Below are 14,429 nucleotides of genomic sequence, written 5' to 3'. Positions count from 1 at the left end.
TGCTTCCGATCCTCGCCTGTACTGCTTTAACACCCCTAGATCTTGATCTCCACCGCCATGATCCAGTGGCGGAAGCCACTTCTGCCGCCGCCCTTCCGCACAGGGTCTCGGCCTCGACTTGCGGCCAGTCATCCCCACTGTGACGCTCGACATGCGAGTCGGGCCCACCCTAGTCGTGGGCCCGACTCGTTCCAGAGATCGGATTCAACGCCGTCCGGCGGCACCCGACGTCTTCCGGCCCCTAGTCGATGCCGTAGACGCCTTTGGCTTCTCCTGCACGGCGTCCGCTGCGGCCTGCGCCGAGAATCCTGTCTCCTTGAGAAACTCCATCGCTCTGAAGATGTCGTCGCAGGTCTTGAGCAACACCATGATCGACAGGTCACTCTTGGCGTCCGTCGGAAGATTCACCAGGGCGCACTTGTAAACACGCTCAACCGACTTGTACAAGCTTTGCAACCGTAGCGTCGCGTACAGCTTGTTCATGTCGACATTGTTCGTCGCCGCATAGCGACTGTGGACCAGGACGAACCCGGTTTTCTCATTCCCGCACTGGGAGTCCCGGATCCACCCCTTGCCCCGTTCGAACTGGGCGGGTGTAAGCGGGCCCATGGCCTCGTCCCGGGGAAGGCCGTTGTCACCGGCCACGACCACCCGGTTCCATATGTCCTCTCCGCTGTCGTGCGCCGCCCGGCGGCGCGTCGTCGTCATTGCTACTCGCCTTCTTCGTCCTTATCGTCGCTCAGCACGTAGTATCCGTCCTGGTCGACGATCTTCCTTGTGTCCGGAGGCAGATGGTCCCGGATCCACGCCTTGTCCGTTCGAACCGGGCGATCGTGAGCCCGCCCATGGCCTCATCCTGGGAAAAGCCGCCGTCGCCGGCCTTAGCGACCCGGTTCCACATGTCCTCTCCGCTGTCGTGCGGCGCACGGCGGCGCTGCGTGGCCACGGTTACTCACCCTCTTCGTCCTCCAGCAGGCTCGCCAATGCCTTGTCCATGTCGGTACGGCCCGTCTTGACGGCGCTCTCGCACCAGTCGAGGAGCATCCGCGCTTTGTGGACGTTGTCGAGTACCGCCGCCTTCGTCTCCTCGTTGTAGTCCTGGGCGTGGATCTCGGGGATGATCCGCTGCAGGGAGACGAAGAACGATGCGAACGCCCCGATCAGCCGTAGAATCTCCAGAGGCGCTTCCTTGTAGTTGACCAGCGGTTCCTTCTCCTCGACGAACTCCTCAACCTCTGCGGCGTCCTCGGTCGGCGCGAACTCGGCTTCGGCTTCGAGCTCCTCGTCGACCTGCCGCCAGTGCTCGCGCTGAGCCTCCCGCAGTATGTTCCGTGACCTCGGGTCGGCCACCACTCGGCTGCGGACCTCGGGCCGGGTGATCATCTCCTTGACGACCTCGGCCGCGTCCTCGTCGCTGTGCAGCAGCCTCCGGGTCCTGGCCAGCCGTTCATCCCTGTTGCTCGGCGTGTCGAAGGCCCGGTGTGCGACCTTCTCCGCCTCGTTCACCGTCCACCGGTTCTCCTTCGAGATCGGGTCGTACGGGTCCTTCCGGATCAGGACGTAGCGACTTCGGACGTAGGCAAGCTCCGCGTGCACCGAGTAGCACACGTCCGCGCGACGCTTGGCCTCCGGCCACTGCTTCGCAATCTCATAGTGGTTTCGAAGCGTGAGCGCGTTGATGCCGATCTGGTGAGCAAGCATCTCGGTGACCTCGGTGACCTCGCCCCGCCTGCGAGGATGGCCTTCCAACGCTTCGATCACGAGATCACCCAGTGCGAACTGAATGCTGGTCTTCTGCTTGACCAGCTTTCGCCCCTTGCGGACGATCGGCTCCCATTCGGCCTTGGTGTAGCCGGTGGGAAGTGTCATGGTTGTCACGAGGAGCCTCCTCGCCCGTGTACCGAACACCGTCGAGCTGGTGCTCGCGCGCTGTCCGCCCGCTGGGCTGCGGGAAGCAACAACATCCCGCGACAGCCGCAAGTGCCGCCTACGAACCAATCTACCCCTGCCCAGCACTCCCGACCTCTGACCAACGGCCGACCGGCTGCGCTACCACTGGGCTGCCGCGGGAGGGATGCTGGAATCGAGGATCCGGGACGGCAGCAAGGAGGTGTCCTCGGTGTACGGCTCTCCCGCGATCAATGACATCGATCCCGCCGTCTGGGCGGACATTGTCCGCCGGGGGAAGGCGCTCGTACGGGAGATGCACAAACGTTCGCCAGGTAGGCGGTGGTCGGGGGGTTGAGGTCCTCCCCGCGAGCGCGGGGTCAGCCGTTCCCGTTCTCCTTCGCCAGGGCGGGCGCCAGGTTCTCCCCGCGCCCGCTGTCACAACTCATGTATAAAGCCAGTCGTCGCCACCGATCCGTTCGACCGCGTGTAGATCAGTGGTGTGGTGTCCCGCTTCATTGAGGGCGAGGAGGCGTGCGGCCGGATGGACCGGCTGGCCCGCAAGTACCTCGGTGTGGAGCGCTTCCGGGTGGACCATGCCGGGTGAGCAGCGGGTCGCGGTGATCGTGCGCCCGGTCAAGGTGCGGCACATTGTCGGAGTGGAGCGGGTTCGACCGGGCGGCCCTGTCCCTGAGCAGTGCACCTGCGTTGCTGACAGTCGGAAACCGAAGGGGCCGGCCACCATCGCGTGGCCAACGCCTTCGGTTCGGCTTTCCAGCGGGCACAGGGCCGCCGCACCACTCCAGAGTGACTTTCTATAACAGCCCTAGGCCTTAGCCATGCACTTAGCCGTCGCCGCGCGCGCCCCTCACGTACGCGTGGAAACGGCGGTTCGGAAGGCTGACCAGGGTAGTTGGTGACGGTAAGGCTGTTATAGAAAGTCACTGAGGGAATCTGGACGACGCGTCTCCATGGAGAGTCGTTCTATCAGGAGCCCGAGAGATTCCCTCCTGGCGGAGTCCGGGAAGGGGCCAGTGGAAGACGAGGACGTGGCCGCCCTCAATCGGGCCAGAGTCCAGGAACGACCCCTGGCGGCGACGGGTCCGCCGCCGCGCCGACAGCCTTTGTCTCGGGGGCGAGGAACATCGGAGCGACACTGGCGCTAAACCCTCTCCCCACTCTCCAGAACCCGTTGACTACGCTTTCATCGTGGCTGAACCTTCGGCGGTCGCGTTGCTCAACCGCCTCGCGGTTCGGGATGCCGGTCGAGTTCTGACGGATGAGCAGGCCGCGGGGTACACGGCGTTCCGAGGAGCGCCGACCCGCGCGCGGAGCTGGAGCGGTTCTTCCTGGACGACCCGACCGACGTGCCGACGAAGTCGCAACATACCCGGCCGAGCACCTGGACATCGAGGACGCCTCGGTACTGGAGGCGTACGGCGAGCGGGAGAACACCCGGCTCGACACCTCCCCGACCGGCCTGTGACACCCTGGGCCCCATGCACATCCCAGCCGGCGAGCCCACCTCCGAGGAAGAGCTCCCAGTCCTCCGCCCCGACCCCGAGCAGGTGCTCGCCGACTGGCTGACGACCACCCCGCTCGGCGACAGCGCCCGGCTGAACTACCCGCGCGAGGTCATGCGCTGGATCGCGTACATCGGGGACCGGGTCTGGACCGCCGGCGGCCGCGACGTCAGGAACTGGACCGAGGGCGCGGACAACGCCCGTACCCGCGCCTTCCTCGTCAGCGCGGTACGCGGCTTCTACCAGCACGCCCAGAGGTTCGACTCCGGCATCGTCAACCCCGCCCCCAAGACCCTGCGCCCCTCCGTCGCCGACCTCCCCGGCCGCCCCGCCCTCACCCGCGCCGAGTCCACCCTCTACGTCTCCGCCCTGGACCGCTACAGCGGCCTGATGCCCCACCGTGCCCGCGCGCTCGGCTACCTCGTCCTCGGCCGCGGCCTGCGCGCCCACCAGGCCGTCGCGCTCGACGTCGAGGGCATCGTACGCGAGCAGCACCGCACCACCGCCCTCGTCACCCTCAAGGGCGGCGGCACCGAGTTCCAGGAGCTCCCGGCGCCCGTCGCCCTCGCCGTCGAGGACTACCTGCCCCACCGCCGCACCGCCGCCCCCCACAGCAGCCCCGAGGCCGGCCCGCTGCTCACCAGCGGCCGCGGCCGCCGACTCGACCCCGCGCCCAGCGTCCGCGACCTCCTGCGCGCCGTCGCCTCCACCCACCCCCAACTCACCCACCTCACCGACACCCTCACCGCCGACGGCCTCGCCGCCAGCCCCAACCCCTTCCTGGGGTAACGGGTCGAGACCGGTAGGAACGAAAACCGGCGCTCAGTGGGCCTTTCAGCCGTGATTCAGCTGGTGGGTCTTGTTCTGCGGGCCGTAGGGTCGACCTGGCTACCGTGACTCCGAAAGACTGATGGGGCAGCAGTGTCACCGGTGTACAGCTGTCCACCGGAACTGCGCGGGTTCCACAGAGCCGCGCTGGCCCTGCCCGCGCCGTCCACGCGCCGGCCGGCGTCCGGGCGGCCGCCACCGTCACCGAGCTGCTGCGCTCGACCGTCAGGACGGACGTACGGACGCAGCGCGGCATCGCGGCCCAGTTCCTCATAGGGCGCCACGGTTCGCAGGCGGCTGCACGGGTGGAGCTGGGCATCGCGAAGTCGACGCCGAGCGAGCTGTTGTCAGGTAGTTGAGGGAAGCGGTGTGAATGTCCTGTCTCGCTGGGCCGAGCGCCGCTGGCTCAGCAGCCGGGTCGGCGTTCGGGCCCGAAGGCCCGGGCCGGTGTGGGATCGGGCGGAAAGGAGCGTGGGGCAGCGGGCTCCGGCGCTCCTGGCCGGCCTGAGCCTGGACCTGGCGCTGTTCAGCCGAGCGTGACGCGGGCGGCGGTCTCCCACTCGTACATCCGCCGGTCGCGGCCGAGGACGATGAGTTCGGCGGCGGTGACGCGGGCGGTGGCCGGGTAGGTGGTGACGCCCGTGAGGGTGTCGGCGGCCGGTTGGGCCGGGCCGGCGGCGTTGGAGTAGGCCACCGAGACGTGGGGCCAGAAGTTGTCGGCGGGCTCGGGGACCTCGGGCCAGACGTCGGCGATGGCCGCGCGGATGGCGGTGCGGACGGCGCGCACGGGCTCGGCCGGGTCGACGGTGAGGAGCAGGGCCTCGGGAGTGACGATCGCCGGGCCCAGGGCGAGGTCGAACGCGGGGATCTTCGCGAGGTGGTGGGCGGCGGCGTCGGCGATGGCGCGCGCGTCGGCCTCGCTGACCTCGGCGGTGGAGCCGAGGCCCTGCATGGTGAGGTGAAGCCAGCGGTCGGGGACCAGGTCGAGGCCGGGGACGCCGGCCAGGGCGTGGCGGTAGTCGGCGGCCAGGCGGTGGACGTCGTCGGCGCCGTCGAACGTCAGGTGCCAGGTGTACCAGCGGGTGCCCGGTTCCCAACCCGGGCGCCACCACCAGTGATCGGCCATGCGCGCAGGGGTGTCAGTCATGGTTGCTGATCCAATCACTGTCCGGGCCGGCGAGGCAGAGGGCGAGTTTGGCTTCGCGGACGGCGGTTTCCACGACGGCTTGCAGGCGGCGTCCGGCGGCGCTGTTGCCCATGGGCGATCCGGCGGCGTCCCGGGCGAGGTCGCGCAGGCGCCGGCGGACGGGGGCGGTGCGGTGTTCGGCGGGCAGTGCGAGGACGGGGGCGAGTGCGTCGAGGACGCCTTCGGGTTCGTCGGCGAGCAGGTGGGCTCCGGCGCGGGTGATGTGGAGCTGGGCGATGGTGCCCAGGGGCCGGACGTCCTGGCGCTGGAGAGCGGCGAGCCCGTGGTCGGCGTGGGCCAGCGCCCGGGTCGGGTTGTCACCGCGCAGGCAGATGCCCGCCCCGTAGTTGGCCAGCCGACCGTCCGTGCAGGCGAACAGCCCGCCGACCTGGTCGTGGGAGGCGTTGGCGAGATCGAGCCCGGCGGCGTCCTCGGCTCGGCCGAAGGCGGTCTTCGCCTCGGCGTGCGCACCGACTTCCGCCCACGCGTCCGCGGCCTGGCAGTGGAGCAGCACGGTGACGGTTCCGGGTGCCTGGAGGGCGGCGCCGTGTTCGGCGTGCTGGATGGCCGCGCGATACTGCCCGTCCCAGTACGCGAGCTTGCTGCGGGTGGCGGCGACCCATGCCTGGAGGGCCGGATCGGCGGCCATCTCGGCGGCCACCATGGCGGCGCGGATGTGGGTCGCGGCCTGCCTTTTGTGTCCGAGGTCGCTGGTCATCCAGGCCATCATCGCGGCGAGGTAGCCGGCGGTCGCGAAGAGTTTCTGGCGGTGCTCCAGGTTCTGGTGCCCGTACAGCAGGTCCCAGACCCGGACGAGTGATCTGTGGGTCTGCCCGTAGACCTTCAGCGGGTCCTGGGCCATGAGGTAGTCGGCGGCGAAGCCGCGGACGTCGGCGGCGTACTGCTCCACGCTGACCGGCCCGCAGTTGGGGACCTCGGCCCACTGCGTCCACTGCGCCGACTCGTCGGCCGCGGTGTGGATGAGCTCGGCGCCGCTGAGCGGCACGTCGGGCACCGGGGGAAGGGGCGCCGCAACGGCCGTGGCCGGATCGCCGGCGGCCTGGTGTCGCAGCACGCGCAGATCGGACTCGGGCAGGGCGCGGCGGTCTTCCAGATCCAGCAGGTCTTCCAGGGAGGCGCCGTAGAGCTCGGCGAGGACGGTGAGCACCCGCAGGGTGACCCGTCGGCCCGCCGCGGCCGGCCACTTCTCCCATTTGCCGAGAAGGGAGGCGTCCGTCGCGGGCCCGGCAGCGCCGACGGCGTTGTTGAGTCGGTCGGCCGCCTCCTGGAGAGTCCAGCCGTGGGCGTGGCGCCAGGCCTCCCGCGGACGGCAGCCGAAGCTGGTGCGCATCTCGGCGGCGATCGTCGCGATCGGGGCGCCGACGGCGAGGAGTTCGGTGCGGAGCGAGTCCCGGTGGGTCTTGGATCCGGGCTTGGGGCGTGGAGGCATGGTGGCTCCCGGATGGGTGCGGTGAGCGGCCTGACCACCTCACCGTAGCGACCCGACTACGCCACATGGGTCACGCTCCGCGATTTCCACATGACGCACTGTCCTCTTCTGGGCCTGCTCCGAAACTCCCGCCCAGGTGAGCGAGCTGACGCCGGTCCGGAAAAGGCGGTCACCGCTGCCCGTGGCCGCAGCGGGTCGAAGACGGGACCGTAGTGCCACCGCCGTTCACTGCGCGTCCGCTCTCGGACGGCAGAGGCGCGATTCGAAGGAAGGCACCATGCTGTCGAAGTCCGCCGCCATCGCCATCGCCGCGAGCACCGGCCCGGAGGAGAAACCGCAGGCCCTGGAGGACCTGGTGCTCGCGGAGGGCGTCGACCAGGAGTGGTAGTCACCGCCCGCTTCCTGAACCGGGATGTCCTCCCTGGGGGATCCGATGAATCATCTGTACGTCGGCCCGACGCTGCGCCCGCGCGAGCCCGTGCTGCGGCACCCGCGAGTCCGGGTGCACCGCCCGGCCCGGCACGGCGACCTGTTCGCTTCCTCGATCGCCGACGGCGACCGGATCGTGCTGATCGACGGGGTCTTCCACCAGAGCCCGGCCCTGCGCCACAAGGAGATCCTGGCCGCCCTGCGGCGCGGCATCGAGGTGTTCGGCGTAGCGAGCACCGGGGCGCTGCGAGCGGCCACCTGCGGGTGCTGCCGCCGGACGCGGACCCCGATCGCAGACGGGACCTGACGCGGTGGATCGACATCGGGCTGCTGACCTTGGGCGACCAGCTCGCAGCGCGAGCCTTCCTGCGGCAGGCACTCGGCCAGACCGTCGCCGACCTGGCCGCCGGGCGGGAGTGACGCACCGAGCCGTAGGCTTCCAGTTTCAACTGCGCTTACTGACAGCATAGTTAACTGTTCATCACATTGAGAGCGAGCACTGCATGTCTGACACGGTGGAGACCGCCACCACCAGCACGGAGACCCCGGAGGAGCTGCGGACGGCCATGGTCGAGCAGCTGATCTCCATGGGCGAGATCCGGACCGCCGCGGTCGAGCGCGCATTCCGCACGGTGCCGCGCGAGGCCTTCGTGCCGGAGGCGCCCGTCCGACAGGCCTACGGCGTCGAGGACGTCGTGATCACCAAGCGGAACGAGCACGGGACCGCGATCAGCTCGGTCTCCGCCCCGCGGATCCAGGCGTTCATGCTGGAGCAGGCCCACATCAAGCCCGGGCACCACGTGCTGGAGATCGGCTCCAGCGGCACCAACGCCGCGATGATCGCCGAGATCGTCGGGGCGGACGGCGAGGTCACGACCCTGGACATCGACCAGGACGTGACCGACCGCGCGACCCGCGGCCTGGCCGCTGCCGGCTACGAGCGGGTGAACGTCGTCCTCGGCGACGGCGAGGTGGGCTGCGCCGACCGCGCCCCCTTCGACCGGATCCTGGTCACCGTCGGGGCCTGGGACATCCCGCCGGCCTGGGTCGACCAACTCACCGAGCACGGCACCATCACCGTGCCGCTGCGGATGCGCGGCGTCTCCCGCTCGATCACCCTGCGCCGCGAAGGCGACCGGCTGGTGAGCCTGTCCGCCGAGGTGTGCGGCTTCGTGCGGATGCAGGGCGTCGGCGCACACGAGGAGCAGCTGCTGCTCCTGCACGGCGAGGAGGTCGGGCTGCGCTTCGACGAGGAACCGCCGGTCGACGCCGGCCCGCTCACCGGCGCCCTGGACAGCGAGCGCACCGAGGAGTGGACCGGGGTGGCGGTCGGCCGGATGGAGCCGTTCGACTCCCTGCACCTGTGGCTGGCCACCGTGCTGCCCGGATTCTGCATGTTGTCCGCCACCCCGGACACCAAGCTCGCCGCGCCGCAGAACCGCATGGCCTGCCCGGCGACGACCGACGGGTCGAGCCTGGCCTACCTGGCGCTGCGCAAGGTCAGCGAGGACCCGACGTTCGAGTTCGGCGCGCACGGCTACGGGCCGGACGGCGCGAAGCTGGCCGCCCGGCTGGCCGAGCAGATCCGCACCTGGGACCGAGACCACCGCTCGGGCGCCGGCCCGCAGTTCACCGTCCACCCGGCGACCACGCCGGACGGCCAGCTGGGTGAGGGCCGCGTCATCGACAAGCGGCACACCCGCATCACGATCTCCTGGCCCTGAAGCGGGCCGGGTAACCCGAGAGAACCGACCACCCAAGGAGGGGATCAGCATGGCGCCTCGGACGCTCATCGCGCCGGAGACCGAGAAGACCGACGTCGCCGCGCTCGACGGCTCGGACTTCGACCTCGACCCGACCATCGTCGAAAGCGGCGACGTGTTCGCCGACCTGCTGCGCGACACGAACGACAACTGCGGCAGCACCTGCTCCGGCAGCGCCTGCGCCAGCGGCGGCGGCAACGTCGCCTGAGCTGAACAGCTGAACGTTCGGCGGGCGGGCCGGGGCCGAAACGTCCCCGCCCGCCCGCCGGGCCCTTTCCGTCTTCTCGTGGGGGTGATGAGCGTTGTACCGTGCCGTGGATGCCGTGCTGCTCAGGGCGGGGGCCCTGACCGTCGAACCGACCTGGCCGGACCTGGCCGGCGGGGACGCGGAGCAGTGGCGGGCCTGGCTGGACATGGTCTGGTCGCATGCCCGGTTCGCCGAGGCCGTCGAGGCCGCGAGCCCTGTGCTGGCCGACCAGGTCCGAGCGGTGATCGACGGGCGGGGCCGGACACGGCGACAGGTGCGGCGCATCACCGTGTCGGTCCTCAAGTACGTGCTGCGGGCCCAGTCCCGGGCCACCCCGTTCGGCCTGTTCGCCGGCGTTGCGCCCGCCCGCCTCGGCGAGCGACTCTCCCTCACCCTCGGCGACGCGCACCAAGCGGTCGCCCGGCCGGACGCGGCGTGGCTGGCCGACGTCCTCGCCCGTCTGGAGAGCGACGAACTGCTGCTGGAGCGGCTGCCGGTGGTCGCGAACCCGCTGTGCTTCGCCCGGGGCGAGCGCCTGGTCGTGCCGTGGCAGGCCAACCCCGTCCACGGCGGCGACCCGCTGGAGGTGGCGGTACGCCGCACCCGCCCGGTCGAAGCCGCGGTGCGCGCGGCCGCGGGCCCGCTGAGCTTCGGCGAGCTGGCCGGCCGGCTCGCCGAGGAGTTCCCCCGCAACGACCCCGCCGCGATCCGGCAGCTGCTTCGCGCGCTGGTCGCCCAGCGGGTGCTGCTGACCGCGCTGTGGCCGCCGATGACGGCCACCGACCCGCTCGGCCACGTCCTCGCTGTCCTTGACCGGGCCGGAGCCGCCGGCATCGGCTCGGCCGCGCCGCTGCTCGCCGTACTGCGCGACGTCCATCAGGACCTGTACCGACACAACACCGGCCGTGCGCACGGGCGGCAGCTGCGGGCCCGTGCCAGTTCCACCATGGCGCGGGCCGCCGCCGCCGAGAAGCCGCTGATGGTCGATCTGCGGCTCGACGCCGCGCTCACCCTGCCGACGGCGGTGGCGCGCGAGGCCGCGGCCGCCGTCACCGTGCTGACCCGTCTCACCCCGCAACCCGGCGGGCTCCCGGCCTGGCGTGACTACCGGGGCCGCTACCTGGAGCGGTACGGGAGCGGTGCCGTGGTCCCGGTCCTGGAGATCACCAACCCGAACACCGGCCTCGGGTTCCCGGCCCGCTACCGCGACTCGGTGCACGAGCTGCCCGCGCCGAGCCTGAACGGCCGCGACGCCGAGCTTCTGGCGCTGGCCCAGGCCGCCGCCGTCGAGGGCCGCCTCGAGACCGTCCTCGACGACAAGGCCGTCGAGAGCCTGGCGCGGCCGGCGGCCGGCGGCCGCGTCCAGCCGCACGCCGAGCTGACGTTCACCCTCACCGCGCCGACCCGCGAGCACCTGGACCGGAGCGACTTCGCCCTCACCGTGACCGGCACCCCCCGGGCGGCCGGCACCACCACGGGCAGGTTCCTGGACCTGCTCGACCCGGCCGACCGCGACCGCATGACCGCCGCCTACGCGGCGCTGCCGACACTGGACGGCGACGCCGACCCGGTGCAGGTGTGCGCCCCGCCGCTGCACGCCCGCGTCACCAACGTCGGCCGCGCCCCCGCCGTCCTCCCGCTGCTGCTCCCGCTCGCCGAGCACCCCGACCCCGCGCACGCCGTCCTCGACCTGGAGGACCTGGCGGTGTGCGGCGACGTGGACCGGATGTGGCTGCTGCGCCTGTCCACCGGCGGGCCCGTCGAGCCGCGGGTGATGAACGCGATCGAGTTCCGCAACAACACCCAGCCCCTCGCCCGGTTCCTGTGCGAGATCACCACCGCCCACACCCCCACCTACACCGCGTTCGACTGGGGCGCCGCCGGGCGCATGCCGTTCCGCCCCCGGATCCGCTACCGGCGCACGATCCTCTCCCCGGCCCGCTGGAACCTGCCCGCCGACGCGCTGCCGCCGCGCACCGCCCCGTGGCCGCGATGGCAGCAGGCCGCCGCCGGCTGGCTGTCCCGCTTCCGTGTCCCCGACCGGGTGTTCCTCACCCAGCACGACCTGCGCCTGAGTCTGGACCTCGGCGAGAGCTCCCACCTGGTGCTGCTGCGCGACCACCTGGACGCCCACCCGGTGGCCGAACTCACCGAAGCGCCCGACCCGGCCGCCTTCGGCTGGATCGACGGCCGCCCCCACGAGATCACCCTGCCCCTGGCCGGCACCCGTCCGCCGGCCAGGCCCGGCCACCGGGGCGCGGTCGCGATGCGGACCTGCGGCCACCTGCCCGGATCCTCCCCCTACCTGTCCGCGAGGCTGTACGCCCACCCGCACCGGCACACCGAGATCCTGACCGCCCACCTGCCCGCACTGCTCGCCGCGTTCGACACCCCGCTGTGGTGGTTCCTGCGCTACAAGGACCCCGATCCGCACCTGCGGCTGCGCCTGCCGCTGCCGGACACCGCCGCCTATGGCCCGGCAGCCGGGCACCTCGGGGCGTGGGCCGCCCGGCTGCGCGACCTGGGTCTGATCACCCATCTGCAGCTGGACACCTACCACCCCGAGGCCGGCCGCTACGGGCACGGCGCGGCGATGACCGCCGCCGAGGCGGTGTTCGCCGCCGACTCCCGCGCCGCCGTCACCCAACTTCTCCACACCGCCCACAACCCGCGCGCGGTCACCGCGGCCAGCATGGTGGCCATCGCCACCGGCCTCAACGGCATCCACACCGGGATGCACCGGCTCTCCGCCAGCATCCCGGCCCGCGGCACGCCGCCGACCCCGGTCCCCCGCACCGTCCACCGGCAGGCCGTCGCCCTGGGCAACCCCGACAGCGACTGGGCCGCCCTGCGCGAGACCCCCACCGGCCGAGCCGTGGCCGACGCCTGGGAGCAGCGGCAGCGGGCGCTGGCCGCCTACCGCGACCGGCTCGAGAAGGCGGACCCCGGCGACGAGTCGGTGCTGTTGTCCCTGCTCCACATGCACCACGTGCGGGCGCTGGGAATCGACCCGGAGCGCGAGCGGCTCTGCCACCGCCTGGCCCGCGCCGCAGCGCTGGCCCACACCGCGAAGGCCCAGCGGTGAACCGGGCCGCCCAGTCCCTCGCCAAGGGCGCGGCCGGCGTCGCCCTGCTGCACATCGAGCAGGCCGCCAGCGGTCGGGGCAGCTGGGGAAGCGTCCACGCCCACCTGGCGGCGGCGCTGCGCGGCGGCGTCAGCTCCGGTCACGGCATGGGCCTGTTCTACGGGGCGCCGGCCGCCGCCTACGCCGTCCACACCGCGACGATCGGCCCCGGCCGCTACGAGCGCGCCGTCCAGGCCCTGGACCGGGCGGTGAAGACGACGACCCGAGCCCGGCTGGAGGCCGCGCACGCCCGCATCGACCGGGGCGACCTGCCGGAGTTCGGCGAGTACGACCTGCTCTACGGGATGACCGGCATCGGCGCGCACCTGCTGCGCCACCATCGAGGCGGCGACCTGCTGCCCGCCGTCCTGGCCTACCTGGTGCGCCTGGCCGAACCGCTTCCGGGCTGCCTGCCCGGCTGGTGGACGCACTTGGCGCCGTCCGGGGAGCGCTCGCCCGACTATCCGGGTGGGCACGGGAACCTCGGCCTCGCCCACGGCATCGCCGGCCCCCTCGCGCTGCTTTCCCTCGCCGTCCGCCGGCAGGTGTCCGTGCCCGGCCAGATCGAGGCGATCCGGACGATCTGCGCGTGGCTCGACGGCTGGCGCCAGGAGGGAGCGGCCGGACCGTGGTGGCCCGAAGCCGTCACCCGCTCCGAAGAAGCCACCCGCCGCACCCGCCAGCGCGGGCCGCTGCGGCCGTCCTGGTGCTACGGCACCCCTGGGCTGGCCCGAGCCCAGCAACTGGCCGGCCTCGCGCTGGGCGACACCGCCCGCCGGCAGCTGGCCGAGACGGCGCTGCTCGGCTGCCTCACCGACCCCGCGCAGCTGAGCCGCGTCACCGACGACGGGCTGTGCCACGGGACCGCCGGACTGTTCCAGACGGTGTGGCGGGTCACCCAGGACAGCTCGGGCCCGGCATTCGCCGAGCAACTGGCCCTCCTCGCCGAGCACCTGCCGCCGGCCGGCGAGGACCCGGCCGGACTGCTCGACGGGGCCACCGGCGCCGCCCTGGCCCGGCACACCGCCACCACCCGCACGGTGCTGTCCGGCTGGGACTCCTGCCTGCTCCTCAACTAGCCGAAAGGGAAGACGCGTTGACGAACCCGCCCGGGCCCTGGCCGGACGACGCCGCCTCCATGCTCCAACTGCACGTCCACTTCACCGACCCGGCCGCCGCCGAGCCCGCCGCGCTCGCCCACCTGTGGCCCGTCCTCGTCGGCGCGGAGGAGGCCGGGCACCTCGCGCACTGGCACTTCGTCCGCAAGGGCGACCGGTGGCAGCTGCGCTACCAGCCCGGGCCCGGCACCGGCCCCCACACCGTCGAGGCCGCCCTCACCGGCGCCCTCACCGCCGCGCGGGCCGCCGGCCCGGTGACCGCCTGGACCCGGGTGGTCTACGAGCCCGAAGTGCTCGCGTTCGGCGGCACATCGGGCATGGACGCGGCGCACGACCTGTTCCACCGCGACAGCCGCCACCTCCTTGCCCACCTCGCCGGGCACCACGGCCCCGACCGGCGGCGCGAGCTGGCCGTCCTGCTGGCCACCGCGCTGCTGCGCGGAGCCGGTCAGGAGTGGTACGAGCAGGGCGTGCGACACGAAGTCGCATGCAGAGAGTGGAAATCACCATGGAGGTTCGACATTGTCGAAGGTGTAGGACCCGAGCCAGTGCGCAAGGCTCGTTCCCGCCTCAGCGTGCGTCGTGAGTAATCGCGGGGTGCGAAGCCTGAGGAAATGTCCAAGGACCCCCGTTCCATCCGGGGGTTACAGGCTGGGAAAAGCCGGACGGGTGAACGCAAGTGAATCCTCGATGATGTCTCGTCACGTACACTCTCGCCGATGGGTCGCTCCAGCGGGAGATAGGGACTGGCCGTTGGAAAACGGCTGGCGCCGACCGGAGAACCTTGACCGGTCGGGAGTGCACCGCCGTCCCCGGGATACAGAGGGCACCCACCCCGGTTGCATCTCTCTCATGCGGAACGTGGAAACCCCGA

General features: G+C 71.6%; 11 protein-coding genes and 1 pseudogene. 8 read left to right on the top strand and 4 right to left on the bottom strand.

Annotation, left to right across the window (positions count from 1 at the left end; genetic code table 11):
• Window positions 1-204 precede the first annotated feature (204 nt).
• Together ACWDD9_RS31485 and ACWDD9_RS31480 are read right to left on the bottom strand one after the other, a co-directional pair.
• Entirely contained in the window at window positions 205-708 is a 504-nt protein-coding gene (locus tag ACWDD9_RS31485) for a hypothetical protein (protein ID WP_449813461.1), read from the bottom strand.
• 240 nt (window positions 709-948) lie between these two features.
• Complete coding sequence (locus ACWDD9_RS31480; protein WP_449813480.1) at window positions 949-1,869, bottom strand: DUF6192 family protein; 921 nt, start codon at window positions 1,867-1,869, stop codon at window positions 949-951.
• A 1,290-nt stretch (window positions 1,870-3,159) separates the two neighbouring features.
• Between ACWDD9_RS31480 and ACWDD9_RS31475 the strand changes: the two are divergent.
• Together ACWDD9_RS31475 and ACWDD9_RS31470 are read left to right on the top strand one after the other, a co-directional pair.
• Window positions 3,160-3,352 (top strand): annotated as a pseudogene (locus ACWDD9_RS31475) (hypothetical protein); the annotation flags it as partial.
• Window positions 3,353-3,386: 34 nt separating this feature from the next.
• Complete coding sequence (locus ACWDD9_RS31470) at window positions 3,387-4,199, top strand: hypothetical protein (protein WP_449813460.1); 813 nt, start codon at window positions 3,387-3,389, stop codon at window positions 4,197-4,199.
• A 565-nt stretch (window positions 4,200-4,764) separates the two neighbouring features.
• Here the strand turns inward: ACWDD9_RS31470 and ACWDD9_RS31465 are convergent.
• Together ACWDD9_RS31465 and ACWDD9_RS31460 are read right to left on the bottom strand one after the other, a co-directional pair.
• Complete coding sequence (locus tag ACWDD9_RS31465) at window positions 4,765-5,385, bottom strand: 2'-5' RNA ligase family protein (RefSeq protein WP_449813459.1); 621 nt, start codon at window positions 5,383-5,385, stop codon at window positions 4,765-4,767.
• On the bottom strand, window positions 5,378-6,874 hold the full coding sequence (locus tag ACWDD9_RS31460) for a helix-turn-helix domain-containing protein (protein WP_449813458.1): 1,497 nt from the start codon (window positions 6,872-6,874) through the stop codon (window positions 5,378-5,380). The genes ACWDD9_RS31465 and ACWDD9_RS31460 overlap by 8 nt, the downstream gene beginning before the upstream one ends.
• A 433-nt stretch (window positions 6,875-7,307) precedes the next feature.
• On the opposite strand from ACWDD9_RS31460, the gene ACWDD9_RS31455 reads away from it, so the two are divergent.
• The 6 genes from ACWDD9_RS31455 (at window position 7,308) to ACWDD9_RS31430 (ending at window position 14,145) form a co-directional block, all read left to right on the top strand.
• Window positions 7,308-7,610, top strand: a complete 303-nt coding sequence (locus ACWDD9_RS31455; protein WP_449813457.1) for a TfuA-like protein — start codon at window positions 7,308-7,310, stop codon at window positions 7,608-7,610.
• A 196-nt stretch (window positions 7,611-7,806) separates the two neighbouring features.
• Entirely contained in the window at window positions 7,807-9,027 is a 1,221-nt protein-coding gene (fxlM, locus tag ACWDD9_RS31450) for a methyltransferase, FxLD system (RefSeq protein ID WP_449813456.1), read from the top strand.
• Between the two features lie 49 nt (window positions 9,028-9,076).
• The gene (locus ACWDD9_RS31445) at window positions 9,077-9,274 is read left to right on the top strand and encodes an FxLD family lanthipeptide (protein WP_375875845.1); all 198 of its coding nucleotides are present in this window, start codon (window positions 9,077-9,079) and stop codon (window positions 9,272-9,274) included.
• 115 nt (window positions 9,275-9,389) lie between these two features.
• A complete protein-coding gene (locus ACWDD9_RS31440; protein WP_449813455.1) occupies window positions 9,390-12,398 on the top strand; it encodes a lantibiotic dehydratase in 3,009 nt (1,002 codons plus the stop codon).
• Window positions 12,395-13,516: a lanthionine synthetase C family protein gene (locus ACWDD9_RS31435; RefSeq protein ID WP_449813454.1), complete on the top strand. Its 1,122-nt coding sequence runs from the start codon at window positions 12,395-12,397 to the stop codon at window positions 13,514-13,516. The genes ACWDD9_RS31440 and ACWDD9_RS31435 overlap by 4 nt, the downstream gene beginning before the upstream one ends.
• Window positions 13,517-13,533: 17 nt before the next feature.
• Window positions 13,534-14,145 carry a thiopeptide-type bacteriocin biosynthesis protein gene (locus ACWDD9_RS31430; protein WP_449813453.1) on the top strand — a complete coding sequence of 204 codons (612 nt, stop codon included), beginning with the start codon at window positions 13,534-13,536 and terminating at the stop codon, window positions 14,143-14,145.
• Window positions 14,146-14,429: the final 284 nt, after the last annotated feature.

This window comes from Kitasatospora sp. NPDC001119 (assembly GCF_053598475.1).
The sequence above is the reverse complement of the archived record's forward strand: the minus strand, read 5'-3'. Positions and strand labels throughout refer to the sequence as shown.

Bases quoted from the DNA above. Each gene is read 5' to 3' on its own strand.
- ACWDD9_RS31485 (WP_449813461.1), bottom strand. From the start codon at position 708: ATGACGACGACGCGCCGCCGGGCGGCGCACGACAGCGGAGAGGACATA.
- ACWDD9_RS31480 (WP_449813480.1), bottom strand. From the start codon at position 1,869: ATGACACTTCCCACCGGCTACACCAAGGCCGAATGGGAGCCGATCGTC.
- ACWDD9_RS31470 (WP_449813460.1), top strand. From the start codon at position 3,387: ATGCACATCCCAGCCGGCGAGCCCACCTCCGAGGAAGAGCTCCCAGTC.
- ACWDD9_RS31465 (WP_449813459.1), bottom strand. From the start codon at position 5,385: ATGACTGACACCCCTGCGCGCATGGCCGATCACTGGTGGTGGCGCCCG.
- ACWDD9_RS31460 (WP_449813458.1), bottom strand. From the start codon at position 6,874: ATGCCTCCACGCCCCAAGCCCGGATCCAAGACCCACCGGGACTCGCTC.
- ACWDD9_RS31455 (WP_449813457.1), top strand. From the start codon at position 7,308: ATGAATCATCTGTACGTCGGCCCGACGCTGCGCCCGCGCGAGCCCGTG.
- fxlM (WP_449813456.1), top strand. From the start codon at position 7,807: ATGTCTGACACGGTGGAGACCGCCACCACCAGCACGGAGACCCCGGAG.
- ACWDD9_RS31445 (WP_375875845.1), top strand. From the start codon at position 9,077: ATGGCGCCTCGGACGCTCATCGCGCCGGAGACCGAGAAGACCGACGTC.